23 protein-coding genes are annotated in these 25,232 nt (G+C 41.5%); 2 read left to right on the top strand and 21 right to left on the bottom strand.

Going from position 1 to position 25,232, the window contains the following annotated elements:
* Positions 1-242: 242 nt before the first annotated feature.
* The 12 genes from GKZ87_06365 to GKZ87_06310 all read right to left on the bottom strand — a co-directional run bounded on the left by GKZ87_06365 (position 243) and on the right by GKZ87_06310 (position 15,213).
* Complete coding sequence (locus GKZ87_06365) at positions 243-911, bottom strand: uracil-DNA glycosylase (protein ID QSI25130.1); 669 nt, start codon at positions 909-911, stop codon at positions 243-245.
* A 55-nt stretch (positions 912-966) separates the two neighbouring features.
* A complete protein-coding gene (locus GKZ87_06360; protein QSI25129.1) occupies positions 967-2,715 on the bottom strand; it encodes an EAL domain-containing protein in 1,749 nt (582 codons plus the stop codon).
* A 348-nt stretch (positions 2,716-3,063) separates the two neighbouring features.
* Positions 3,064-4,986, bottom strand: coding sequence for an FUSC family protein (locus GKZ87_06355; GenBank protein QSI27906.1), 1,923 nt, complete (start codon positions 4,984-4,986; stop codon positions 3,064-3,066).
* A 131-nt stretch (positions 4,987-5,117) separates the two neighbouring features.
* Positions 5,118-6,869, bottom strand: a complete 1,752-nt coding sequence (locus GKZ87_06350) for an ATP-binding cassette domain-containing protein (protein ID QSI25128.1) — start codon at positions 6,867-6,869, stop codon at positions 5,118-5,120.
* Positions 6,870-7,313: 444 nt separating this feature from the next.
* Positions 7,314-7,862 (bottom strand): hypothetical protein, encoded by a 549-nt coding sequence (locus GKZ87_06345; GenBank protein QSI25127.1) that lies wholly within the window; start codon positions 7,860-7,862, stop codon positions 7,314-7,316.
* Between the two features lie 11 nt (positions 7,863-7,873).
* Positions 7,874-8,044: a hypothetical protein gene (locus GKZ87_06340; protein ID QSI25126.1), complete on the bottom strand. Its 171-nt coding sequence runs from the start codon at positions 8,042-8,044 to the stop codon at positions 7,874-7,876.
* A gap of 128 nt (positions 8,045-8,172) precedes the next feature.
* Positions 8,173-8,841, bottom strand: coding sequence for an AAA family ATPase (locus tag GKZ87_06335; GenBank protein QSI25125.1), 669 nt, complete (start codon positions 8,839-8,841; stop codon positions 8,173-8,175).
* Between the two features lie 20 nt (positions 8,842-8,861).
* Positions 8,862-9,062, bottom strand: coding sequence for an AAA family ATPase (locus tag GKZ87_06330; GenBank protein QSI27905.1), 201 nt, complete (start codon positions 9,060-9,062; stop codon positions 8,862-8,864).
* Positions 9,063-9,425: 363 nt separating this feature from the next.
* Entirely contained in the window at positions 9,426-10,754 is a 1,329-nt protein-coding gene (locus GKZ87_06325) for an NOL1/NOP2/sun family putative RNA methylase (GenBank protein QSI25124.1), read from the bottom strand.
* A 28-nt stretch (positions 10,755-10,782) separates the two neighbouring features.
* On the bottom strand, positions 10,783-13,230 hold the full coding sequence (locus GKZ87_06320) for a hypothetical protein (protein ID QSI25123.1): 2,448 nt from the start codon (positions 13,228-13,230) through the stop codon (positions 10,783-10,785).
* A gap of 454 nt (positions 13,231-13,684) precedes the next feature.
* Entirely contained in the window at positions 13,685-14,227 is a 543-nt protein-coding gene (locus tag GKZ87_06315; GenBank protein ID QSI25122.1) for an NADH peroxidase, read from the bottom strand.
* Positions 14,228-14,460: 233 nt separating this feature from the next.
* Positions 14,461-15,213 (bottom strand): hypothetical protein, encoded by a 753-nt coding sequence (locus tag GKZ87_06310; GenBank protein QSI25121.1) that lies wholly within the window; start codon positions 15,211-15,213, stop codon positions 14,461-14,463.
* 202 nt (positions 15,214-15,415) lie between these two features.
* Between GKZ87_06310 and GKZ87_06305 the strand changes: the two genes are divergently transcribed.
* On the top strand, positions 15,416-15,694 hold the full coding sequence (locus GKZ87_06305) for a hypothetical protein (protein ID QSI25120.1): 279 nt from the start codon (positions 15,416-15,418) through the stop codon (positions 15,692-15,694).
* A 49-nt stretch (positions 15,695-15,743) separates the two neighbouring features.
* On the opposite strand, the gene GKZ87_06300 is transcribed toward GKZ87_06305, so the two are convergent.
* The 9 genes from GKZ87_06300 to GKZ87_06260 form a co-directional block, all read right to left on the bottom strand.
* On the bottom strand, positions 15,744-16,292 hold the full coding sequence (locus GKZ87_06300; protein ID QSI25119.1) for a DUF1836 domain-containing protein: 549 nt from the start codon (positions 16,290-16,292) through the stop codon (positions 15,744-15,746).
* 242 nt (positions 16,293-16,534) lie between these two features.
* The gene (locus GKZ87_06295) at positions 16,535-17,821 is read right to left on the bottom strand and encodes a hypothetical protein (GenBank protein QSI25118.1); all 1,287 of its coding nucleotides are present in this window, start codon (positions 17,819-17,821) and stop codon (positions 16,535-16,537) included.
* Between the two features lies 1 nt (position 17,822).
* Positions 17,823-18,569, bottom strand: a complete 747-nt coding sequence (locus GKZ87_06290) for an alpha-mannosyltransferase (GenBank protein QSI25117.1) — start codon at positions 18,567-18,569, stop codon at positions 17,823-17,825.
* Positions 18,570-18,578: 9 nt separating this feature from the next.
* Complete coding sequence (locus GKZ87_06285) at positions 18,579-19,919, bottom strand: hypothetical protein (protein QSI25116.1); 1,341 nt, start codon at positions 19,917-19,919, stop codon at positions 18,579-18,581.
* Positions 19,916-21,349, bottom strand: a complete 1,434-nt coding sequence (locus GKZ87_06280; GenBank protein ID QSI25115.1) for a hypothetical protein — start codon at positions 21,347-21,349, stop codon at positions 19,916-19,918. The genes GKZ87_06285 and GKZ87_06280 overlap by 4 nt, the downstream gene beginning before the upstream one ends.
* Positions 21,350-21,362: 13 nt before the next feature.
* Positions 21,363-22,178 (bottom strand): sugar ABC transporter permease, encoded by an 816-nt coding sequence (locus tag GKZ87_06275; protein QSI25114.1) that lies wholly within the window; start codon positions 22,176-22,178, stop codon positions 21,363-21,365.
* Entirely contained in the window at positions 22,156-22,905 is a 750-nt protein-coding gene (locus GKZ87_06270) for an ATP-binding cassette domain-containing protein (protein QSI25113.1), read from the bottom strand. Before GKZ87_06270 ends, GKZ87_06275 begins: the two co-directional genes overlap by 23 nt.
* A 56-nt stretch (positions 22,906-22,961) precedes the next feature.
* A complete protein-coding gene (locus GKZ87_06265) occupies positions 22,962-23,336 on the bottom strand; it encodes a GntR family transcriptional regulator (protein QSI27904.1) in 375 nt (124 codons plus the stop codon).
* 360 nt (positions 23,337-23,696) lie between these two features.
* Positions 23,697-24,551, bottom strand: coding sequence for a LysR family transcriptional regulator (locus tag GKZ87_06260; protein ID QSI25112.1), 855 nt, complete (start codon positions 24,549-24,551; stop codon positions 23,697-23,699).
* A gap of 116 nt (positions 24,552-24,667) precedes the next feature.
* Here GKZ87_06260 and GKZ87_06255 point away from each other — a divergent pair, with 116 nt between their 5' ends.
* Positions 24,668-25,189, top strand: a complete 522-nt coding sequence (locus tag GKZ87_06255) for a DUF4865 family protein (GenBank protein QSI25111.1) — start codon at positions 24,668-24,670, stop codon at positions 25,187-25,189.
* Positions 25,190-25,232: the final 43 nt, after the last annotated feature.

Genomic DNA, 25,232 nt, shown 5'->3' with positions numbered 1-25,232 from the left:
TTTTCTTTTCTATGCCGATTTCTGAACCTGTTTTTGCATTGTTCCTAATTTTATACAAACGGCTTCTTTGTATAAAATCTTATGAGGATTTAGTAATGCTTCTATATCATAAAAAGAATGAACTGAATACGCTTTTCATGAGGAACTATTATCACAGGTCATTGTTCCCCGCACTAAAAAGGCTGGCTTACCAACCAACCCGTATTTGCACTATATTAGTATACTTTTCCCATGATAGACTTTTAGACAATTTGCCAGTCAATCGGCTGCTGTCCATGCTCTTTGAGAAATGCGTTTGCTTTTGAAAAATGACGGCAGCCAAAGAAGCCATAATCTGCACTGAAAGGGCTTGGATGTGCACAGCTTAGAATCAAATGTGCCGGATTTGTAATCAGCTCCATTTTTTCCTTTGCATTGCGACCCCACAGAAGAAAGACAATCGGCTCTTTCCGTTCATTTAGCTTACGAATGATTTCATCCGTTAAAATTTCCCACCCCTTGCCGCGATGTGAATTCGCCTGTCCTCTGCGGACAGTTAAAACGGTATTAAGAAGCAGAACACCTTCCCTCGTCCACTTTGTTAATTCCCCATGTACCGGAATAGAGCAGCCCAGATCATCATGAAGCTCCTTATAGATATTTACCAGAGAAGGCGGCGGATTTACACCCTTTTTTACAGAAAAGCACAATCCGTGAGCCTGTCCCGGTCCATGATAAGGATCCTGCCCCAAAATAACAACCTTCACGTCCTTATAAGCGGTATAGCGAAGTGCATTAAAGATATCATACATATCCGGATAGATCGTCTGTGTTTTATATTCTCTTGCCAGAAAAATACGCAGCTTTTGATAATATTCCTTTTGAAATTCATCCTTTAACAGCTCGTCCCAGTCATTTCCAATTTGTACCATTATGATCACCTGTATTTATTCTACCGCATTCCCCGGTAAAAGAAAACCGTTTCTATCATAAAAGCACAGCGTTAGGAAGATATTGTACCGCAAACTGCTCTGCAGGAATAGGCCGGCTGACTAGGAATCCCTGTCCGATGTCACAACGCAGCATTTTCAAATCATAATATTGTTCTCTGGTTTCGATTCCCTCACAAATTACCTGCATACCGATACTGTGGGCCATTTCAATGATTTTCCATGATATCGTCATTTGTCTGCGATCAGTGCCAAGACCGTTCAGCATACTTTTATCAAGCTTTAATATATCAGCATCCACCTGACTCAGCATACCGATTCCGGCATATCCGGTCCCAAAGTCATCGATGGCAATCTGAAATCCTGCCTTGTGTATTTCCTTCATAAAATCCTGCAGCTCCCTGACGCAATCTGTAAATGCCGATTCTGTCAGCTCATAAACAATCAATTCATGTGGAATTTTGTAAAAATCAACAATTTCACAGAATTTCTTCAAATAGGAGGGCTCCTTGATATGCAGTCGGGACTGATTGATGGATATTGGAAGCATGCTTCTGCCCTCATCCAGCCAGGAGCGCATGACTTTACAAAGCTTTTCCAGCACATAAAAGTCAAAGCTAGAAATAATACCGTGCTTTTCAAAGAGCGTGATAAACTCATCCGGAGGAACAGCAGTACCATCCGCAAGAAACCAGCGGGATAGTGCTTCTCCGGATATGACATTTTTATCTATGAGGTTAAATTGCGGCTGAATATACAACTGAAATGCATCCTCCTGCATAGCCTTTACAGCCTCCTCCAACAATTCACTGCTGCGGTTTTTCTGATTCAGCATCCAGTCTTCAAAATATAAGAAATCACTGTTGCGGCTACTTCGCTCGACATACTGCATTGCCAGCACTGCCTTGTCCAGCATAGATTTAATACTCTCTGTATGCCCTGCCTGTATCAGATAGACACCTCCTATGTATTGTATTGGATGCTTCAGGCGTTTTTCAATATGCTCATCAAGCAAGTGCTTACGTATATTGTGCAGACGGTTATGAAGCTCTTTTTTATTTGTGAAATGAAACAATACAGCAAATGTATCCTTCTCAATACGCGCGCACAGCTCCTCCTTCTGACAGATCGAGCTTAGATTACGTGCAATACATTTTAACACATCGTCACCAAAAGCATAGCCGTGCGTTTGATTTATGAAACGAAAATCACGAATACCGAATTTAAACAAGGCAAACTGCTGCTTTGTGTTCTCAAGAACAGACTGCACTGCCTCTGCGAAGCCTTCCAGATTATAAATATGAGTGAGAGCATCGCATTGCCGGTTGTGCAGCTGTGTCATTGTTTGTGGGCCGTTGTCACAGCCTTGTGTCAGCTTGGGTGTTTCCTCCTTCCAAGGTGCAGAGATGTGTACATGGCAGATTTTCCAGTCTTCTGCTTCCAGAGTCCAGATTAGGGAAATACGAAGATAGTGCTTTGTGGAATCACGGCTTTCCCCTTGCGAATATAGAGTACAGGATATTGTTACAACTGCAAATGACGGTTTCTGACAGACAACCTCATAAGCCTCCTCCTGTATCAGAAAACGCTTTTTATACAATTTTGTTTCCTCATGAAAAAGCCGTTGTACATCAGGTAATGTGAGGCAGCAAGCATGCTGTCTCATCCCATACCAGGATATATCGGCAGACAGATAGGTATGCAAATGCTCATAATCTCGTTCCTCAATATAAAGATGGATAAAATGGCTGCTTAGCTGTTTCAGCTTTTCCATGTTCTGTATCATATAGATCATCCCTTCATCATTCCGGCGATAAATTCCATTTATATTATCTTTTAAGTACAACCCCATAAACAAAAACCAGACATATACCTTAAAACGGCATATGTCCGATACATCTTAATTTATAAATGACATTATAGTTCAGTGAATTACACCCTTATTGTAATATATTTAAACGTGAATTTCAATGTTTACCGGTTTCATTTTCCACAATCTGGCAGAAATGCTGTATTTCTTATAATCACACAGACATAACAAATACATCCTCTCCTTTTGCATCATTGATTTATGATTCTCCTGTGATTAAGCACAGGAATTACTCTCATAAAGGAAAAGGAGCAGCCATATATCTCAGCATTTCGTTGCTGTTAGGATACGGTTAAGATCCACAGTATGATGGTAATAGCGCTCCATAAGTGTTTTCAGTATCCTATCGCCTTCACAATCAAATTGCAATGATTCTGTTGTTTGTCCCTGTCCGTGCTCGCATTGCTGTATCAGAGCATCACATACATGAAGAAAGCTCTGAATCTGCTTTTCCTGTTCAGCAGTAGGCGGGGTGTGCTGCATGGTAAACATCATTTGTTCCATTTCCGCAGTCATATGCCATAAGGCTGACAGGATAGGACGATATGGATCCATAGGCTCTTTTCTGCTCTGCAGGTAGTCCAGAATCTGATCATATAGCATATGAAAGCTGGTAAGAGCATCCATAATGATGCCATAGTCAACCGGTGCATAAAGCGAAGCCTGCAGGATGCGTAGATAGGAATGCTGCATATGAAACATACGTTTCATATTATCGTGAAACAGACCGGTTTTGCTTGTTGGAAAAAAGAATCGGTTAATGACAAGAACAAGGATGATCGCTGCCGCCACATAGGCAAGACGAAGCTCTATTGCAATTGTTTCCTGCATAGCAAGCGAGGTTAATGTAATTGCAAAGCAGGTAGAGAATACTGCCTGTATCCAGGTACCGGGTGTAGCGCAATACATGAGGGATACAACAATACTGGCAAATAGAAAATGTGCACCTAAGCCAGGAAAATGCGGCAGCAGTATATATATGATAGTGCATCCCAATACCGTTCCGATAAACCGGGTTTTCATGCGATAAGCGCTTTCCTCATACATTGGCTGTAAAAGCAGAAATGCATTGAGTACCAGCCAGTAGGAATGATTTAGATTGGAAAGGCGGACAAACAAAAATCCGCTGAATAGTACCAGAGAAAGACGGCTTGCGAAACGAAATTCAAAGCTGTCCAGCCGCAGACGGCTGCGCAAGGAGGTGAAAAACTTACGATGCTTGGGCAGCTTCCATTCTCGATGCACCTTTTCTTTATCATTTTCTTGAAGATCCTGTAAAATCTGCTGGAAAAGCTGCAGAAAATTATGGAGAAATAAAGATACCTCATCCTGTTTGTTCTGACATCGTGTAAATACTTCCTGTGCCTCCTGGATCAGATATGCATTATCCGTACAGGTGAAATGCTCAGCATGTGCAAGAAAGCCTACAAAAGCTTGCAGAAGCTCCTGCTGTTCATCGCATACCTGAATATGATCGATCGTTTCCAGGAAATAGCTGCTGCGCTGAAAAAGCAAAGCAAACAGATATCGCAGCTTTCCCTCTTTTGTCGTAATATAAGTAAACCCACGGCTCTGATATGCCTGTTTATACAAAGCGCGCTGTATCTCAATCAGCTGCTTTTTCTGCGCTGTATCCCTGGTTTGCTGAAGGAATGCAGTCATCTGCTTCTGCAGTAAATCAATTCCCTTTCTTGCCAGTACGTAATCATCCTGCTTTCGATGACCGTAGGAGGCGATCAGTAAACAGCAGATGGCAAAGCCCAGCGAGAATGCCATAACCAAAAGATAGGTAAGAAAATCTGCATAGGGCACCGGACGGAGCTGCAGAAAAACAAAGCCCATGGCACTTGCCATGTATCCCTTTTGGTTGAATTGAGAGGATTGCAGAAAAACGAGCAGAAACGGTACAATAATATTCAAAATGATACAGGCAATAAGTGAATGGCAGGCCAGAAATGCAAGTATGCTCAACAGCATCTGAACGAGAAACATGGTAAGGAGTCTTCGCGGACTCTGCTTTCTCTGTCTGCGTAATTTATGAAGCAACGTCACAAAGGATACCACGATTACATACTGCACGCCGAACAGGACAAGGATTGCATAAAATAAAAACAAAAAGAAAAGAATGTCCGGCAGGGCATCCAGGATTTTTTTCTTAGCTGTCTGGTATAACACATCCGGTTTCAAAATTGAACCACTTCCTTTGGAATCTTTCCCATTATACCACAAATAAGGGTATACGTAAAATCAATACGCATGCTCATACAGCAAACAAAAGAATCAGTAAACGCTATCACTGATTCTGTATTCTCTTTCTTCTATTTTCCCTTTGCCTGCTCAATTTCCTGTTTCTTATCCTCCAGAAGCATCCAGCGTTCCATTTTTTCTTCCATTTTCTGTTCCAGTGCAGCTCTCTCATCTGCCAGTTCCTGAAGCTTCTTAAAATCATCCCCAGCCATAGTCATTTCCGTATCTAAATGATCAAGCTGCTCCTGAAGATGTGCGATATCCTCTTCCATATGCTCCAGCTCCTGCTTTTCCTTACTGCTCATCCGCGGAAGCTGCTGCACACGCTCCACTCGTTTCTTTTCCTTTTTCTCCTTGCCTGCGGATCCCAGCTCCAGATAAGCACTGTAGCCGCCGATGAACTGCTGTACACTTCCATTCTGAAATACAAACATTTTATCACAGATACGATCCAGGAAATAACGGTCATGCGATACCACGATCACTGCACCGTTAAAGCTGTCCAGATAATCCTCCAGAATCTGCAGTGTCTGAATATCCAGATCATTCGTTGGCTCATCCAGAAAGAGGATATTCGGTGCCTGCATCAGAATCTTTAACAGATACAGACGGCGGCGTTCTCCACCGGATAATCGCGCGATCGGTGTATACTGCATCCTGGAATCAAATAAAAAACGTTCGAGCATTTGGGAAGCACTGTACGTTCCCTCCAGTGTCCGTATTTCATTACCACTGTCACGGATATAATCAATCACCTTCGCCGACATATCCATTTCTTCGCAGCCCTGACGAAAATAGGCAAGCTTAACAGTTTCACCTACGACAACACTGCCATGATCGGGTTCCATATCCTTTGCCAGAACATGCAGCAGCGTGCTCTTACCACAGCCGTTTGGACCCAGGATACCTATGCGGTCATTTCTTGTCAGCGTATAGCTCAAATCCTGAAACAATACATGATTTCCATAAGCCTTTGAAATATGATTGATTTCAATGGTCTTCTTACCCAGACGGGATGTTACTGTATCCAAAACGACCTGGCCTTGATACTTTACAGCCTCCATATCATTCAGCTTATGAAACCGTTCGATACGTTCTCTGCTTTTCGTTCCTCTTGCCTGTACACCGGCACGCATCCATGCCAGCTCCTTGCGAAGAATACTCTGACGTTTCTTTTCCTGTGCAGCCTGTATACTTTCACGCTCTGCCTTTTCCTGCAGATATGCTGAATAATTAGCATGATAGGTATAAATAGCTCCTCGATCAATTTCCATCATGGAAGTACAGACACGCTCCAGAAAATAGCGGTCATGCGTTACCATAATCAATGCATTGGCATAACGAATTAAATAGGTTTCCAGCCACTCAATCATTTCATTATCCAAATGGTTGGTAGGCTCATCAAGAATCAGCAGATCACTCGGCTTTAACAATGCCCTTGCCAGGGCTACACGCTTTCTCTGTCCACCGCTGAGATGCGTTATATTCAATGAACTATCCTGGATGCCCAGCTTTCCAAGAATTGATTTTGCTTCAAATTCCTGAATATCCTTATCCATGGACAAAATCTGATGAAGAATTGTGTCCTCCTCATCAAATTCAGGATCCTGCGGCAGATAGGAAATACGCAGTCCATTTTTTCGAATGATCGTTCCTTCTTCATAAGCTTCCAAGCCTGCAATTATACGTAAAAGCGTTGTTTTACCGGTACCATTTACTCCTATCAGAGCAATTTTATCGCGCTCCTCGATCGCAAAGCTCACATCGTTCACGATTTCCTTTATATTCTGACGCTTGCTCAGATGCTCCACTGATATCAGCATACTCTCACCACTTTCCTGCCTTATTTTATCACATTCATGACGAAAGAAAAAGAAGAACTCCCGGTATGAGCGAAGAAACATTAGAAAAGAACAACCAGCGGTAAGCACAAGAAAGAAGGAGAACATATCCATTCTATCAGGGATACATTTTTCTGATTTTATTTTCCTATATTTAATCACAGTTATTCTATATGTTTTATCAGCAAGCTACTAAATCATCGCTAATCAGGTACTGTCCAGTAATCAACATAATGCAGTAGCTACTGATATGTCCTTAAACTGTCCTTATAATATATTTAGATTGCATGTACGTGATATATGAGCTTTGCTTATAAACAGCTATCGCATCACAACTGTATTCTACTGTATTCATAACAAACTGATAAAAAAAGAAAGGAACATTTTCACATTCCAATCTAATGAATTTTTGTACTTTTTATGCTTCTATTCACACAAGATCCATTGCATTTCCACATCTTTCCCGCTGTGTGCCAGTGCGATATAGATTACATTCCCGCTAATCGCAATATCGTATTGATTCGCTTCTATCTGTTCAACAGCCTCTTTGCATTTTTCCTGTAATAGCTCCGGTCGCTTTTCATACTCCTCTTTCTTCAGATATTTCAGCTCTATGATATATGATGGATATTTGTTCGTTTTACATTGCAGGATGATATCATATCTTCCTTTTCCCGCTTCCTGATTGCTTTTTACCTCATAATCTGCGTACAGACATGCACACATCCCCAATAACAGGGTGTGATAGCTGTTCTCATTGATCAGGTCATGATAGCTTGTGGTTTTTAAGAGAAACTTTCTATAGTTCTCCAAAAACATTTGCGGATTCTTGCGTGTCAGTCCCCGCATCATTTTTGTGAATCCGTCTGGATCCTTTTTCATATAGTCAAATGTCAGCGTTTTAAAAGCCTCCATCACTTCCTCATTTGGTACAACCAAGGAGTACAAGCCATCATCCACACCTGTAATCGTCAAGTATCCGGCATTCAGGCAATGCCCGCCTTTGGTGCAAAAAGCCCCCACAGGCTGGCATTGCTGGAATACTCATAAAAGGATGTCTGCAGATCAACGACCGTTTCTAATTTTCTCGTCCTGATCAGTGTCTCATATTGTGCATGAAATTCCGCATCCGCTTCCTCCATCGCCTTTTTTATCATTCCAGATGAGCTGACATTCACCCAATATGGCGTTAATTCCCCTTGCTTTACATAGTTGATAATTGACCAAGGATTATAGATGTCCTTACCGCCGATATGATAACCGTCACGCCATGGGTGGGCACCGCCTACATCGCCTTTACCGCATCACTATAGGCGAAGCCATAGTATTCCAGCATAGCTTTTACTTCTTCTTCTACAAAGCCAAAATAGCTAGCATAGGTCTTATCTTTAACAGTACATACCTCTAAGTTATTTAAGCCAGAGAAAATATTCTCTTTCGCAACACGCTGAATCCCTGTCAGCATTGCATACTGCAAATAAGGGTTATCCTTTAATGCACTGCTCAACATACCCGCAAGCGTATTATGGAGCTTGTCATAACATTCATGAGTATGTGCTTCAATAAACGGCGTATCGTATTCATCAATAAATAACATTACAGGTTTCTGGTATACTTTATTTAATAATTCGCACATCACGCTGATACTGAATTTTGTAGAAATAAAATCCGTTTTATCGCAGATTTCTTTATACATACTTTGATACCTGTCTCTCAAATCTTCATCAACCGTATCATTTTTAAGCAATGCAAGATACCTTGCCATTTCTTTTCTTAATAGATAAAAGATACTGATTTTTATATTTTCTTCATCACCCCTGCAATTAGCAAAACTCAAAAAGATTGTAGGATACTGATTTATTTCACTGGCATTTTCTGTTTTCATGATTTTCGTATCTTCAAAAATCAACCTGGAATCCTTTGATAGGTCGAAAAATTCAGCCAGCATACTCATATTTAGTGTCTTTCCCGCTACTAGCGCGCCTCTTGTTGGATACCAAAGGTATCAACACTATTTCGGTGAAAACGGCGCGGACGCGTAATCAACGTTACCTTTGCACCGCTATCCAGAAATTCTTTAATCATTAAAGATTTATCCACCACATAATACTTCTCTGTCTTCATTTCTCGATAATTGGATAAACCAACCGGTATTTTTCTCTTACTTGGTTTCATTTTCTGCTCCTTTCCTGTCCATAAGACAATCTGCATTCCTATGATACCCTGCAGCAAGGATAATAGTACCTGTCCTGTTTGGTTCATTATAACATACATCGATGCCCCTTTCATTATCCACCGCAACAAATTCTTAAACGGTTTTCCAAAAGGGAATCCTTTACAGCCCAGCATCATTTTTGTAATCCCCCCTATGTGCATTCACTATTTTAAAGTAAGCAATACTCACCATTCCAACAGACTGTCCCATGCACTAAAATACTTTATCCGACAGAAGTGAGAAGCTGTTTGATGATGTTATTTTCAATAGAAAAAACGACGCAGTTTAACGCCGTCATGATATTCCATTCAATAAACCTCTGCTTAATGGATTCGCAGTCCCTTTGGATATTTATTTTTCAAAACAGTGCCATCCCCCTTGGCAAACCCGACAGCATAGCCATGCCACAGCATTTGTGTATAGCCTTTATAGCCGGGTACAGAAAGTTGCTGACCCTGTAGGAAAAGCAGGCATTCTTCCTCGTTCATTTCATAGGATTGCAGGATATCTTTGCCATAGGCATTGGAAACATAAAAATGCTGATGCGGCTCCAGGCGATTTTTAATAAGCTCACCGATCTGACACCCCTGACGAAGAATGCGGATATCCTTCAGCTTCAGAAATGGCTGCTCCATCGCATACACACGCCCGTTGCTTTCCATGAGATAAGCCGGCTGTTTGGATAATGAGGTCTTTAGAAACTGTGTCACAAACGGTGGTACCACAGCCGTTTTCATTTCTTTTTTCCTGCTTTCCACTTGGCTTCCGTGTTTTTTAAGCTTGGCTACAAAATGCCCCTCCCCCTGATCCATAGGAAAAATCCTTCTCAGCTTTTCATGCTCCAGCTTCTCATAAGGCAGACCGGAACGCCCAAAGGACACACCGCAGTCCACAAGCTCCATATCCGGATGCGACTGTAAGAATGCATATACCACCTGCTCATTTTCTTCCATCGCATACGTGCAGGTAGAGTATACGAGAATGCCATCCTTCTTCAATGCTGTATAGGCACTATCCAGAATGTGCTGCTGCCGCTGTCCGCAGGCCTTTACATGCTCCTCACTCCAATCCTCCATCGCCTTGGAATGCTTTTTAAACATTCCCTCACCGCTACAGGGTGCATCAACCAGAACGCGGTCAAACCAACCGCCCATTTCTTTGGCAATCTGCTGAGGACGCGTATTTGTTATCATACATCTGGAAAAGCCGAGACGTTCCATATTGGATAAAAGAATACCCGCACGCTTACTGTCAATTTCATTGCTGACAAGAAATCCACTGTCCTTCAGCTTAGCGGCAATCTGCGTACTCTTTCCTCCGGGGGCAGCACACATATCAAGCACCCAATCTCCGCTTTGTACATCCAACACCTCAACAGCGCTGGATGCACTGGGCTCCTGCATATAAAACAAGCCTGCTAGGTGCGCAACATGATTACCAAGCCCCTTTAAATCCTTTGGTATATAAAAGGACTGGGGGCAGATGGCAGAGGGACGGCAATCGCATATGCCAAGCTTTAAAAAGTCTGTTTCCGTAATTTTTGCTGTATTTACGCGGATTCCGCGAAAGGCTTCCTCATCCAGTGTTTTCAGATAATCCTCATAGTCCTCCTGCAGATACAGCTGCATACGCTTTAAAAATTGTTCGTTCATAATCATCCTCACTTACCCGGTTATTTTATCATACTTTTCTGGTTTCCTCATCACAAAACAGCTCCTCAACAATACATTTCCGCTTTACAAGCTGATGAATCAGGAAAATCATGCAGAGCAAATATGCAGCCGCAACCAGTAAAGGCAAAAACAGTGACAGCAGAATGGAAATATCTGCGGACAGCTTCAGATAAATCATACCCACAAATACAGCTACCACCAAGGTTGCCATAAGACAGCCGGCAATAGTATGCTTGCGCAGAAGGGTACTCATATGCTGCTCATAAAACTGCTTTAATACATGCATATGCTCCCCAAACATATAATAAATGCTCATTTCCTTTTTTCCATCCTCCATAATCAGATTTAACAGATGGATAAGCAGGGTGATGGATAACAGCATCGCACAACCTCCGCTCATAAACAAAAGAAAGCTCATTTTCTTTAAATCAACTACAAAGAACTGTAATAAACGGGAGCGGCTGAAAAAAGCAGAATATGTAGGATGCTGACGCAGATACTGCAATGCCCCGCGCATATCCGCTTCCTTTTCCGTATGAAAATAAACACTCTGTATCATACTGTTTGGCTGCATACTGTCAGCTACCGCATGTTTATTCATCAGAATACTTCCCTCACTTTTTACATAGTTCTCATCAAACTCCCAGGTGATAGGAAACAAAAAGCCTTTGATTGTAACGGTTTTCTTCATCAGAGTACTGTCATCCGGTGCCGTATCGATCGCATATGCCTGTACCTGTATCGTTTTACCGATCCAGTTCTTTATAAAGCTGCAGTAATCAGCCTCACGCATATCCCAGGAAACCCCGCCGTCACGAAAGCCCTGAATATAGCGCGACTGATAGCCAAGCTTCAACGCCATGGAAAAATCCAGAAGAACCTCGTCCTCTTTGACCATAGATTCATTATTCCCGTCATTATCCAGATGCAGCTGTTTCCCGTCATAGAAATAATAGGCGTTCGCATAGGGAATCGGATATATATTGCCAACCTCATAGGAGCGCAGGGTCAGGGTATCAATAAACCGTTTATGAGAAGGTACAAATGCCTGCTGCTCCTGCATACTGTGATGTTTGTGAAAGCCGGGATAAACATACAGGGAACGGCTGTTCAGACTAGATGCCTCACTCGTACTGCCTGCATAGCCTGTCATATTCAAAGAGAGGTTGCTGTTTGACTGCTTTTCATCTATAATGCCGGTGACTGTCAGCGGCAGACCATACCAGCTTACCGTCTGATACAAATAAAATTCAGGTGCCTGTATCCCTTCCGTCGCTGAAAATAAATCCAGGGCAGTCTGATAGGTGATCGCTGTCTCATACACATTTTCAGGATAATGGCCATACAGGTTCTGTAGGCCTGCCATATCGGAATGCTTCATTTCAATTACTGCATAGTTATCCGCAGAGGTAAGATAGCTTATCTGTGTGGCAATGCTGGTATTGACAGGTACATAGTCGGCAAATACATCCCCATGTAATTCCTTCTGCAATGCTTTTAAATCGGAATCCTGCATAGGAACATATTTTTTTTCATATATATCCCCACTGGTGCCAGTCGCATGCTTTTCCACTGCAATGCTGGTGAGATTATTCTGCTTCAGATACAGCATTTCAATCTCTGTAACATCCAGTGTAGTAGAGAAAACCGCGGTTGATACAAGTACAAAAGCGGTTAAATGCAAGAGCATCAGCAGCAGGTATTTCAGACGAAAGCGGTGATGCAGCCTGGTTAAAATGCGTTTTTCCATAGCAGGCTCCATATGAAAATCCACAGCTTGAACAAAGCCTGCTTCCTTACCAGCTCCCTTACCGCAGGAATCGGATATGACATAGCCTGCTTCAAATTCAATGATACGATCACTCCAGGTATAGCTGTTTTCATCCTGTATGACAATCACAAGAAGCTCTGTGCTTAGCTTTTTCAGCAGTGGATACATCCTTCCCCATTCTCTTGCGGAAAAGGGGGAGCTTGGCGGATATACAATGAGTATCTGCGGATGACGCAGCAAAATGCGCAGAAGAACCATGCGAATATGATCATCGAAATCCAGATCCTCGATCCATGTTTCTTTTTTCCCATAAAGTCCCCACTGCTTCAATAATTCATCTAGCTCCTGCTCATCAACCTGAGAGGTAAGATGGATATTATCCAGTACGGATCTTTGTTCCAGCAGCTGAAAATCACAAAACAGGGAAGCCGTACAGGAGGTACGGTAGCGGCAAAGCTCATCCTCGCTGAATTGCTCAATTACAGTATCCTGGTATTCCAATGTCCCGCAGGCCGGTTTGGAAAAGCCGGAAAGAAGCCTTGCCAGCTGCAGCAGCATGTCTTCATCATCCCCGTGTATACTGATAAAGCCTGTATCAGAAAAGCAGAAAGACACATCCTCAATCAGATGCTCCTGTCCCTCTTTTTCCAGTGTGATGTGGTTCAGCTTCAGCATATCATCCATCCTTTTTCTTTAGGTATACCGTATCTGCGTGAAAATGTCAAATGCCTTCCCATATTGTAAGAAAATGTTCATGAACTATGCGATTATATTTATCTCATTGTATAGCATAGAAACGAATTGCGACATTTATTTTTAAATGATATTATTACTCTTCATATTATATTGTTTACCTTCAAATGACATTGTTAATCTTCATATTATATCGTTCACCTTCAAATGACATTGTTTATTTTCATATCATTTCTCTTATTTCTCTTCAAATGATATCGTTTACCTTTAAATAGCATTATTTATCTACAAACAGAGTTACTTCATCCCTTAACTTTATTATATTATAATTCTTTTCTAATATGGTTTTATCCGATCTTCAAAGCTGTTTTTCTTATTCTTCTAGCCGCAACGAAATTCTTATCAGATAAAAAAAGACAGCCATATCAGCTGCCTGTTCTGCATATTATTTAAAATAACGATCCAGCAGACCCTTGAATGCTTTTCCGTGTCTTGCCTCATCACGAGCCATTTCATGAACAGTATCGTGAATTGCATCAAGATTCAGAGCCTTTGCACGTTTTGCAAGATCAAATTTTCCTGCAGTTGCGCCATTTTCAGCATCTACACGCATTTCCAGATTTTTCTTTGTGGAATCGGTAATCACCTCACCCAGAAGCTCTGCAAATTTTGCGGCATGCTCTGCTTCCTCATAAGCTGCTTTTTCATAATACATACCAATTTCAGGATATCCTTCACGATGTGCCACGCGAGCCATTGCCAGATACATACCCACTTCGCTGCATTCACCTTCAAAGTTCATACGCAGATCCTTCATGATATCTTCTGGAGCACCCTGTGCTATACCAACCACATGCTCAGCAGCCCAGCTCATTTCACCTTCCTGTTTTGTGAATTTTTCAGCAGGTGCCTTGCAAATTGGGCAGAATTCAGGAGCTGCATCCCCTTCATGAACGTAACCGCAAACACTACATACAAATTTAGCCATAATCAAATATCCTCCTTTTAACTTTACAAACCTATTGTATTACATTTTGGTAAAATTTGTAAACTTATTTGACTGAAAAATCACAGAATTATCACAAATCAAAATACTATGTCTCTCCGGGATGAAATACTCAGATATTTCCTAAACAAAATCCCACCGTATTTATGAGCTAAAGAAGCATACAGCGCTTATGACATTTTACATACATTCGGATATGGCTTTTTCCTGTGTGCTTATGCAATCCTGTTATCCACACGGTATACCTTGCGCAGTATGTATAAAACAATGCATTGTATCAAAAACAGAGTGACCAGAATAACCGGAAGAAACATCATTACACCGGTTACCTTGTACAGACTTGCTATGAAGCTGATTTTCGGCGGTACACCGACAAACATATACTGTGTATGTAAATTCAGATTGATAACGAATGCAGTTGTGAACATGCCACAAATGATCAGAAAATTCTTTTTCATATAATGATATTGCAAGAGCGTATGATCCTGCAGCTGAATCAGCGCAAACAGTACGAATGCCGCATGCAATGCATAAAAGTTAATTGTCCGATAAGATAGTACCGGATATAATTCACTGATATTAGCCGGATACAGCATAGCGACAAGGCCTGCACAAAGACCAACCACACCACTGAAAAAACGCAGGGTATCCCTTTTTAAATATACTGTCAGTGCATTCATATAAACGCACAGGGAGCATAATTCCAAAGGCAGAATCTGATGCCATACATTATCATGGCAAAACAGAAACAGCCAGGTTGTATACAGCAGCTCCTCCACCAGAAAATAAACTGCCATAATCACCTGCATACGGCGTTGTATCACGGCATCCTGGCGCCGATAATACGAAAACAATACCGCAATCCCAACAGCCGATACTGCCAGAAAGAGCATATGGTAGAGGCTGAACGCCGTAAATGGTACTGCCATATCTTTAATATCTGTATAAAACGTAAAAAAATCCTTCATCCCTATCACCTTTGCCTATTGTAACATATTTCATATACTTATCACATCATTTTAAGATTTCTTCAGATTCTTTTAAAAATGTGATAGAATAAGCATGACAATCCGATGGGGTAGATAGCAGTAGCGATTTTTAGCGAAAAGCTTTCCCCCCCTTCCCTATAACACCTGTAGTCACACACAAAGCAAAGAATGAGAGGCAATTATGAAAATAGAAACAGCTGCTTTACATGAAATACAATTTAATGAATGCGCATATACGGACGCCTTATACTGCAGTCTGAAGCGCATCGGACTGAATTTTCCCATTCATGTCAAAAGACTGGAAAACGGGTATCGTTGTGTGGATGGTGTGAAGCGCTTAAATGCCATCCAGCAGATTCTTTCTGAGGATCCCCTGTTTCCAAAATTCCAACAAATTCGCATCCTTGTTGTGGAAACCGCAAGAACAGCACCTCCCTATCATTTACATAATCATCATTAAAAAAACAGCTGCATCGTTTGTTTGATAAGCAGCTGTTTTCCATATGACATTATAACCGTCTGGTATAGGAATTTTGAAGATGGAGTATCTTTTCTGCGACAAGCTTTCCTGCAAATGACATCGTTGCCATTTTAATTGCCGTATTCTGAACAGTGATCCCTTCCAGTTGAAAGGCACTGTCCTGCTTCTTTATATGATCCGCGACTGCCTTAATCGCCGTTTCCTGTTCTTCACAAAACAGATTAAATGCCTCCTTCAGACCGTTGATACCGGCCTGATACTCAATCCCCTGCTTTACCTCACTGATCGTCAGTACCTGTTTCAAAATGGTAATAGCGATCAGATAGGCGATATGTACCCGGTTATAGCGCTTTTTTTCAGCCTTGGGTATCAGCTTCAGCTTTACATAATTATTGATCATTGCGGATGTTAAAATGGTATCATTTTCCTCATCAAAGAGATGCTGCAGATATCCCTCAATCAGCGTAATCACCTGATCGAGATATAAATCAAAATTGGGCAGCTCCTCCCAGCGGGGAAGATGGAAGTCCTGCAATGTATCACTCCACAAAATCAGATCCTTGCGCAGATTGCTCATGTGTGTACCTTCTTTCTCATATACGCCATTCATGGGGTGGTAATATCGGATACCCAAGAAAACGTATATCGCTGTAATTCCTGCTATTGACATGAAACGTCATGCTTACGGGAAATAAAGTGAGAACACAACCGCATTGGCTGTGTCATTCTTAATTTCCTATATTATAAGTATACGGTATTCCTTCCTTTTTTTCTACTGCATATTTTGCAAAGAAAAAGACCGCACTATCGCATTACGGTCTATTCCCTAAAGCCATACGCATATATATCGCGAACCTTCACGGCCGGCATAACCGGCTGATCCTGCTCTGCAGGAGTTACCCTTTGTATCTGTTTAAAATGTGCATATGCCTTTTCATCCTCTTCAAACTCTCCCCTGACATACCCGTCAAATACCAGCTTCTTAGAATCAAACACACTGATTTCCAGCTGATGCTGCGATGAGTTTTCCAGCTGCTTCAGATTCAGTGCAAACAGCTTATTCCCCTGCAGCTTCAATTTGGATGAGGCAAGAGAAATCGGAGATGTTATTCTCATAATCTGCGTTTCCTTATCGTACACATCCAGATAGCTCTCATTTCTCTTGGATGTCAATATGAGAAGCTTATCCTCTTGTATATCAAAATGGTGAAATACGATATTTTTTTGTAATTTTTCTTCCTTTATAAGCTGTCCATTCACATCATAAAGCTGAAGCCAGCTCTGGTTATTTTTCTGTACAGCGACATACAGCTGATCGTTATAGCTGATCATATCGGAAATCGTAACCACAGACGGATCAAAGACAATAAACTCAGCTACCCTTGATTCCTGCCTTGCTTTCTTTATATCCGGCATATCCTCACTTTGCAGGGCCTTTTCGATTTCGAAAACACGGTATCGTCCACTGGTGCCATTTCCTGCATCGTATAGCGTTACAAGCGTTTTATCCTTCAGCTTCGTATAAGGATGCCACAGTCCCTCTCCCTTTAATTTACCATAACGTTTGGGATTGCTTTTAAAATACAGCTGATCATCCGCCTGCAGGTGCAGGATGGTGCCACGGGTATTGGGAAAGCTCTGATGCAAGCCACTTGGAAAGCATGCATATCCTTTATCTGTTTTCACGAGCAGATCAACGCTGACATCATCAACATTATAGAAACCCGCCGTTGTTTGTTCCTCATAGCGCATATCGTCTACAGGCTTGCTTTGTTCCAATTCATAATCTGTAAGCTTTTTTCCTTCCAATAAGCGTGGAATATAGAGGTAAAACCCCTCGCTGAACGTCGCATATTCCAGCGAAAGTGATTCATTCTCCTTCAGAAATGCAGTCGTATAGGTGAGTTCAGCACCGTTGCCACTAACATCCCAGCGCATGGCATCATCTGCAAGCGTCAGGCTGTATTGCAGACCCTCCACCTCCCGGATATTCCCGCTGCTTGTTTTTAGTACAAGGGAAAATTGCGGCTTTGCCATATACAGCAGGGTACTGATGAAAAAGAGTGCGGCAAGCAACAGAGGAAATAGGATCATATGCCGTTTCATATTATCGTCCTCCATACTGATTCTGAAGCATTGCATATCGAAATCTCAGTGCCATCACGCCGGCAATCAGCAGCATGAGAGCCAGCTGTATACCGCGCTGTAAGCAGAACTGTATGCCATAGGGGATTCCCCACACATAAAGGATACAGCCAAATGCTACTATAAAAAGAAGATAGCTCTGCAGTTTCTGGTAGTAAACGCCCAGATATACGGTCATTGCGGATACCGTTACAATGCTGCATGCGATAATCAGAAGCTGTGTTATCGTTAATGGGAACAAGTATTTCAGCATGTCACTTCTGACAATAGATAAATAGAAACCGTTTTTCAGGTTATAGAAGGGCGCAAGCGTCATATAGTAGCAATATCCTATATAATACACCGCATACTGCAGCAACAGCAGGAATACGATGGCACTGATATTCATAAGCAGTTCCGAGAGCATGAAGGCTACACGGGAGCGTGGAAGAATCAAATAACGATGCAGTGCATTTGAGCGCAGCTGCATGTATAAGAGCGTTGCTACACCATACACGACAAGCACACTGAATGCAATAAGAAACATGATTAGACATGGGCGTGAGCCAAAATACACCTCATAGCGTACCCAGCCAATCTGTTCCCCCTTCATAAACAAGAGTCCCAGACACGTAATCAAATAGATTGCAAAGACAATTCCATAAAATTTCCAGCTTCGCTTCCAGCGGTAATACAGAAGCAGATTCAAATTTTCAAATTCCCTCGTCATAGTTTTCACCTACCTTATTTCCAACAGCTCCAGTGTATCCAATGATCTTCCACGATCAAAGGTAAAGCCTGCTATCAGCTTCTCATACGCGGATACCTTTTGGTTATAAAAGTCAAGAGGCGTAAGCTGTTCATCCTCCTGATATTCCCCATACACCTCACTGCTGTACAAAACCTTATCCTTATTCGCAGCTCCGATATAAATCTGTCCTTCATTGTTGTAGATTGCCTGCAGATAGTATAAAATGCCATCCTCATACTGCAGGATTTTTTGATCTGTACTTTCAGCCAGCTCCGTTGGTATCGTAATTTCATCCTTCTGCTGCAAGCCCTGATCACGCTGTTCAAGAACATGGACATGAATTCCCTTTTCAAACATTTGGTGATAGCCGGCAAGCAGCTGCTGATCCTTTCCAAACTGAAGCAGAAGCTCGGTGGCATCCTCCAGCTTTACAGGCAGCTTTTTGTTTCCAAGCTCCTTCCCGCTGTGGTCAAAGGTATGAATATACAATTCATTTGTATGCTCCAGTGTCAATACGGCAAGCAGCTTATCCGTACTTGTCATTCTCAGAATATCCTGAGAGCCGAGTGGAAGGGAAACAATTTTCTTTACTACCCCATGTTCCATTTTGTAAATACCGCCCGGATTCTTTTCTATATTCACAAGGGAAAAATCAATACTGAATTGCATGGGATTGATATTGAAAAACCCATATTTATCAGGAATCATATAACGCCCTTCCTCATACATTCCCATCATGCGTGCATTCATATACGGATCCCCGCCTGTATCATTTTGCATGTCGCATTGCAGCGTGGCCTGCGGCTCTGTAAAATCATAGCTGATGTTCAATGGCCGCTCATCCAGGAGAGATGAAATGCGAAAGGATATGCCTGTATCATCCGGCTTTTCATCAAATTGTTTTTTCTCATGCAGTAAACGATATGTGATTGCTTCTACACTCCCTATCATATGCCAACGGCTATCAACGTCGGATACAGTTCTATCTATGAATGAATTCATCTTCATGCTGTCCTCAAAAACAGGCTGCAGCTGATAGCTTTCCTCACTATCATATACCCCAAACTGTGCAGTCTTACCTTGTGGATCATACACTGCCTTTAGCTGATTTCCTTTGCCGTCAATACGCCAGATATTGACACTATCCGTAACAGTAAACCGGTAGGAAAGATTTTTAATAGCATCTGCATCACCGAGAGCCGCAAATTCATTATCCTTTGTTTCCCGCAGACCTATATGCATATTATTTCTTTGTGTCCATACAACTGCGGAAGAAAGAGGAATTGCCAGAAGCAGTGCAGGAAGAAGATACATCATGTATTTTTTCATGTATCATCACCAGCCTTTAACAAACGAATATCAAATATATTTCTTTTCTGTGTATTTAAAAAATCTGAAATTATTTTTTCATAGGCATTGGCCGTGGTGAGCTCTACAGTGTCCGCAAGTGCCAGCTTATCATCATCGCTGTAATCACCGAATAAGCTGCTGCTGTATAATACCTTCTTTTTATTTTGTGCTGTAATGCTCAGGGTAGTGTTATTATTGACAATCGAATACAGGACGCCTTTTGTCCGGTCATAATGCAGTATGGCATCTATCATAAAGCCATCCAATGCCGTTATTTGTTTTTCAGCAAGCACCATACGGTCTATCTGTTTCAGCTTATTGTCGCTGATATCATATATCCGCACATCACGCTCCATACTGTTATAAATCGGTTCTTGTATATACATTAAAGCATCCTCTTCCGCATACAGCATGAGGCTGTTTGTCTGATTTAGTTCTTCTTCAAACAAGAATTCATCCAGAAGCTTTCCATTTGTGGAATACAGATGGCCGTACAGCTTCCCGTTTTTTTCAACAACCGCTGCCAAACGTTCTTTGAACGCCGTCATATATAAAATAGTCTCTTTTTTTACATTCATCGACAGGATTTGTGATACCTTACCAGCCTTGTCAATTTTATAAATTCCGGTAGGATCCTTATCAAATTCCACCAGATCAAAATTCACATCGAACTGCAGGGCACCGATACTGATATACGTATCACCATGGATTTTTGCTATGGATGCCCTGGAAGCTTCATAAATTTTCAGATTCCCGTATTTATCATCCGCATTCCCATCACTGAATGTTGTTCTTATATACATTTGTTTCTTTCCCCTATTGTATGCTTCATTGTAAGTAACCGGTATATCCTTTTTTCCACTCTTTGCCAGAAGTGTATACGTATTCGTATAGTTATTTTTCAATTTTTCAGCTTTTTTACCCGACGTATCGTATTGTTCAAAAACGATTTCATACGATAACTGCTTCAAATCTGCTTCATAACTACAAACTGGTGCACCGTCACTGTAATAGGTATCACAATTCAACACATTATCGGATACCGGCATTGTTTCCTGATCATAGACAGGTCTAACATCTACAAGAGTTGAAGTATCTTCTGATTCTTTGTAACGGTAAGTAGTATACATCTTTTGAGGCTCATAGGTAACCTGGAAGTGATTTCCCTTCGCATCAATGCGCCAGGCATTTCCACTTTCAACACTTTTGCCATTCATGATTGCATCTGCGATATAAAACGAGTAGTGTAAATCTTCAATTTCTTTAGGATCCCCCACAGCCTTATTTTCCTGTTCAGCTATTGTACTGAGTCCCACGCTGAAATTATTGCGTCTGCTGGAAACCAGCTGAGATAACAAGACGATCAGACACAGCATGCATACCGGTAGATAACTGCAATATTTTTTCATACTCTTCACCTGCCTACCATGCCTTACGGCGTGTTTTTCTTAGTAAGCCTGCGAACATAAGCACGCATACAGGTATCAGATACAAACGCTGCCAGCCGTTATAATAAACTTTTATATACAAGGATAACATGGTTTTCTCAATTCCCTCAGGCATATCATATAAGTTTACCTGATAATAGCTTCCATAGAGATTGATCAGAACCGGAATCAGAATATACAGAAGCATTAAAAACAGGATCAGCTTATTTCTACGAAAACCGAATCTTCCGATACAAACAACAAATAGTGATATGATCACACTATACAGAAGCTGTAGCAGGTATCCGCTGACATGCAACGGCAGAAACATAGAGGTATAATACTGCGTTCGCGTCATTGACAGGAAAAATCCGTTGTGCAGCAATATCTGCGGACTTTTTAAATTATAAATCTGATATCCTGCATAATATACGATGCTTTGCAATACATAAAAGGCATACAGACTCAGTAACGTAAACAATATATTGGACAGGATTAAATCTGTTCGGGAAACCGGCAGAATCAGCTCCCGGTCCTGTACATTGTATTTCCATTTCAACCGCTTCAGATCAAAGATGGAATACAGCAGCCATAAAAATATAACAATAGGAAATACAAGTGCACACGTTGGTGTCAGTAAAAATTCATTATAATACCCCTTTTGAAAAAACGAGATATCCTTTATACTCATGGAAATCAGCGGCAGCAGTACCAGCACAGCCACAAACAGCACATACACCTTTCCTGTACGATGCAGCTGATAATACATCAGCTTGGAAATATGCTCCCTATGCGTCTGGAAGCTCTTCATGCGGATCACTTCCTTCCTCAAACAGAAGATTCACTCTGTTTGGATCATATTTTTCTATATCGTTCAGACATTCCTTTAAGGATAATCCCTGATCATGTAGCTCCTCCATGCAGACATCCTGAACGATTCTGCCACGGCGAAGTACAACTGCCCGGTCGATAACCTTATCGATGTCGTCAATATCGTGAGAGGAAATCAGTACCGTTTCCTCATCGTTTAACAGACTCAGCAGCATCTTGATAGAATCCTGCTTTGAGAATACATCCAGATTGGAAAACGGCTCATCCAGTAACAGCAGATGTGCACCCTGTGAGAAACCGGCAGCGATTTCAACCTTCAGCTTCTGTCCGGCAGACATCTTCTTCAGCCTCTTACGGCTGTCAATTTCAAAATGCTGTAAAATACGGTTGTAGCGCTCCATGTTAAATTTTGGATAAAAGTCCTTTAGGAAGCCGCCATATGTCCTTGGATTCATATCCGGCAGAAAGCTTAATGTGTCTGTGATATAGGCTATATCATCAAAGATGTCCTTGATTTCCGATCCCTTCCATGTAATCGTTCCCTCCTGAAAAGGCAGAAGCTGCAGGATGGTTTTGATCAGCGTTGTTTTCCCGCTTCCGTTGCTCCCAACAAGACCGATGATCTGTCCCCTTTCACAATCCAGACAGATATCGAATACCCCCTGTCCGTTCCCGTAATCCTTTGTAAGATGTTCAATGTGCAGCATACTAAGTCCCTCGCTTTCTGTATTACTTAAGTAGTACACTTCTTATAAACAAAAAATCAGATGTCCCAACGTGTGCTCAGAATAGCTATCACCTTCTGAAATGGGAGTCCGCATTCGCGGCAGTTGGCGATGAAATCATCCACGGTTTCCTGAATCATTTCCTGCTGCAGCCGTTCTATGATTTGCTCATCAACATAGACCACACTTTTTACATTGCTCATGGTACGCAAAATACCTTCTTCCTCCATTAGCTTATACGATTTCTGTACCGTATTTGGATTGATGGATAAAAAGGATGCCAGCTCTCTGCGTGAGGGCAGCGGCGTATAGCAAGCAATGCTTTTATTCAGAATCTTGCGTTTCACATGTTGGATGATTTGGAGATAAACGCTCGTTTTATTATTAAGCTTCAGATCACTGAATACGTTCATCATATCACCTCTTCAAGTGTATTATACAAATAGTACACCACATTTGTCAATAACCTATCACCTTTAACTATATATTTTCTGTAATCTCATTACGATTCGTCGATTATTAACGAAAAAAGAGAGTATAATGAATACTCTCACACGAAAGCTATAGCAAATGCTTCATATACATAGACACAAGAGCATGTAATGATACAGGTCTTTGTATCTGAACAGCATGAACAGTAATTTTCAAAAGGAAGTAAGGGCTGCATCATACTACTATCATAATCCTATCTTTCTTGTATCAAAACCAAAAAAAAGAATAGCATATAGTAAATTTCACGTCTACCGTCCCCGCATGCGCAGCCTGCTTGTGTTTTATAAGCATGCAGACGTATGACGCTTCAGCTGCTTTTCCAATAGCATCACAAAAGGATTCCACATATTCGCAGCTCCATGTTCCGGTATCCACAGCTTGATCCTTGTACCCTGTAGCTCCCTCACATAAAATTTTTGAAGCGGCAAACTTTCTGAGAGCACATGCTGGGGCAGCAATGTAAATCCGCCCAATGCCGCCATATTGAGCAATCCATTCAGACTATCATATTCTATAATTTCTGTATCATTTTTATGTAATGCCGACTTCCAGCGAAGCAATGCTTTGCGATATGGACAGGATGGCAGCGTGTTTACTAGCAGCGGATATCCCCATATATCCTCTATACACGAGCAGGATAATGGTGCTATCAGCATCAGCTTTTCCTCCTGCTGAAACAGCAGCTTCCCAAATATAGCAGATTCACTATTCGTAAGCAGACAATCCAGTTGTCCCTGTTGTAACAGCTCTTCCAAATGATCCTGATCCTGTATACGTACAGAAATGGATACCTCGGGATATTGTTTACGGTATTCAGCAATACACATCGGCAAGAGAAATCCTGCAATCGTCTGCGTTGTTCCAATAACCAGTGATGCTGTCCTTTTATTAAATTCATGCTCCAGTTCATCAAGCTGTATAATAATCTGTTCAGCACGATACAGCAGCTGCTCCCCATCCCTTGTCAGCGTAATACCTTTGTTACTACGTATAAATAAGGGTGTCCCTAATTCCAGTTCCAGCTTTTTAATATGTGCCGTAACATTGGATTGTACATAACCAAGCTGCTCTGCAGCCTTTGTAATTGATTTTGTTTGCGCTGCCTTTACAAATATACGCAGCTCCAGACTTTCCATATTCCGCCTCCATCATTTTAAATGATACGCTTCATCATTAACAACTATTATACACATGAATGCTACAAAAGTATAATGAAAGAAACAGCAAAGACTGTTTAGAAAGAAGGAATAGTATGATAGCAATGCAATATAGAATTATGCTTCCCAACTCATATGATATGCAGCTGATCAGAAAGCGCGTAGCAGATAACGGACACAAAACCGACGGCTTTCCGGATTTAATCTGCAAGGCCTACCTCATGAAAGAAAGCAGTAATTCCTACAGTGGAAAAGAGTATTCTCCACTCTATATCTGGAATCGCAGCGAGGGAATGAACAAGTTTCTTTTTGATGGCTTTTACGATAATATTCTAAAGTCCTTCGGTTGGCAGAGCATCCAGACAGGAATCGTTCTTCACTGTGAGCTTACAAGTGCATTTACCTCCTTTTGCTATGTATCCCTCATTGAATATACGTTATCACCAAAACAGCATATGAACCGCATACCGTTCAGCATGGAATCAGATGAGCAGACAGGGAAGATATTGATATACAATCCTACGCAATGGACAATCAGCGAATTTTATTTTTATAAGAAGTACCCTCAGGAAACAAAGAATGCCATAGTTTATGAAATCCTGCACCTATCTGTATAAGGTAAGAAAAAACTGTTTCTTTCCGTAATTTTTATGTTACGAA

It is taken from the genome of Erysipelotrichaceae bacterium 66202529 (assembly GCA_017161075.1).
Lineage (GTDB): Bacteria > Bacillota_I > Bacilli_A > Erysipelotrichales > Erysipelotrichaceae > Clostridium_AQ.
The sequence above is the reverse complement of the archived record's forward strand: the minus strand, read 5'-3'. Positions and strand labels throughout refer to the sequence as shown.

Coding starts and splice junctions, on each gene's coding strand:
- GKZ87_06310 (QSI25121.1), bottom strand. CDS start 15,213: ATGAAGGATTTTTTTACGTTTTATACAGATATTAAAGATATGGCAGTA.
- GKZ87_06275 (QSI25114.1), bottom strand. CDS start 22,178: ATGAAGAGCTTCCAGACGCATAGGGAGCATATTTCCAAGCTGATGTAT.
- GKZ87_06285 (QSI25116.1), bottom strand. CDS start 19,919: ATGAAAAAATACATGATGTATCTTCTTCCTGCACTGCTTCTGGCAATT.
- GKZ87_06315 (QSI25122.1), bottom strand. CDS start 14,227: ATGGCTAAATTTGTATGTAGTGTTTGCGGTTACGTTCATGAAGGGGAT.
- GKZ87_06350 (QSI25128.1), bottom strand. CDS start 6,869: ATGCTGATATCAGTGGAGCATCTGAGCAAGCGTCAGAATATAAAGGAA.
- GKZ87_06280 (QSI25115.1), bottom strand. CDS start 21,349: ATGAAAAAATATTGCAGTTATCTACCGGTATGCATGCTGTGTCTGATC.
- GKZ87_06300 (QSI25119.1), bottom strand. CDS start 16,292: ATGAGCAATCTGCGCAAGGATCTGATTTTGTGGAGTGATACATTGCAG.
- GKZ87_06330 (QSI27905.1), bottom strand. CDS start 9,062: ATGAAACCAAGTAAGAGAAAAATACCGGTTGGTTTATCCAATTATCGA.
- GKZ87_06360 (QSI25129.1), bottom strand. CDS start 2,715: ATGATACAGAACATGGAAAAGCTGAAACAGCTAAGCAGCCATTTTATC.
- GKZ87_06290 (QSI25117.1), bottom strand. CDS start 18,569: ATGACGAGGGAATTTGAAAATTTGAATCTGCTTCTGTATTACCGCTGG.
- GKZ87_06255 (QSI25111.1), top strand. CDS start 24,668: ATGATAGCAATGCAATATAGAATTATGCTTCCCAACTCATATGATATG.
- GKZ87_06320 (QSI25123.1), bottom strand. CDS start 13,230: ATGGATGATATGCTGAAGCTGAACCACATCACACTGGAAAAAGAGGGA.
- GKZ87_06295 (QSI25118.1), bottom strand. CDS start 17,821: ATGAAACGGCATATGATCCTATTTCCTCTGTTGCTTGCCGCACTCTTT.
- GKZ87_06340 (QSI25126.1), bottom strand. CDS start 8,044: ATGATAAAAAAGGCGATGGAGGAAGCGGATGCGGAATTTCATGCACAA.
- GKZ87_06335 (QSI25125.1), bottom strand. CDS start 8,841: ATGAGTATGCTGGCTGAATTTTTCGACCTATCAAAGGATTCCAGGTTG.
- GKZ87_06270 (QSI25113.1), bottom strand. CDS start 22,905: ATGCTGCACATTGAACATCTTACAAAGGATTACGGGAACGGACAGGGG.
- GKZ87_06325 (QSI25124.1), bottom strand. CDS start 10,754: ATGAACGAACAATTTTTAAAGCGTATGCAGCTGTATCTGCAGGAGGAC.
- GKZ87_06265 (QSI27904.1), bottom strand. CDS start 23,336: ATGAACGTATTCAGTGATCTGAAGCTTAATAATAAAACGAGCGTTTAT.
- GKZ87_06260 (QSI25112.1), bottom strand. CDS start 24,551: ATGGAAAGTCTGGAGCTGCGTATATTTGTAAAGGCAGCGCAAACAAAA.
- GKZ87_06365 (QSI25130.1), bottom strand. CDS start 911: ATGGTACAAATTGGAAATGACTGGGACGAGCTGTTAAAGGATGAATTT.
- GKZ87_06305 (QSI25120.1), top strand. CDS start 15,416: ATGAAAATAGAAACAGCTGCTTTACATGAAATACAATTTAATGAATGC.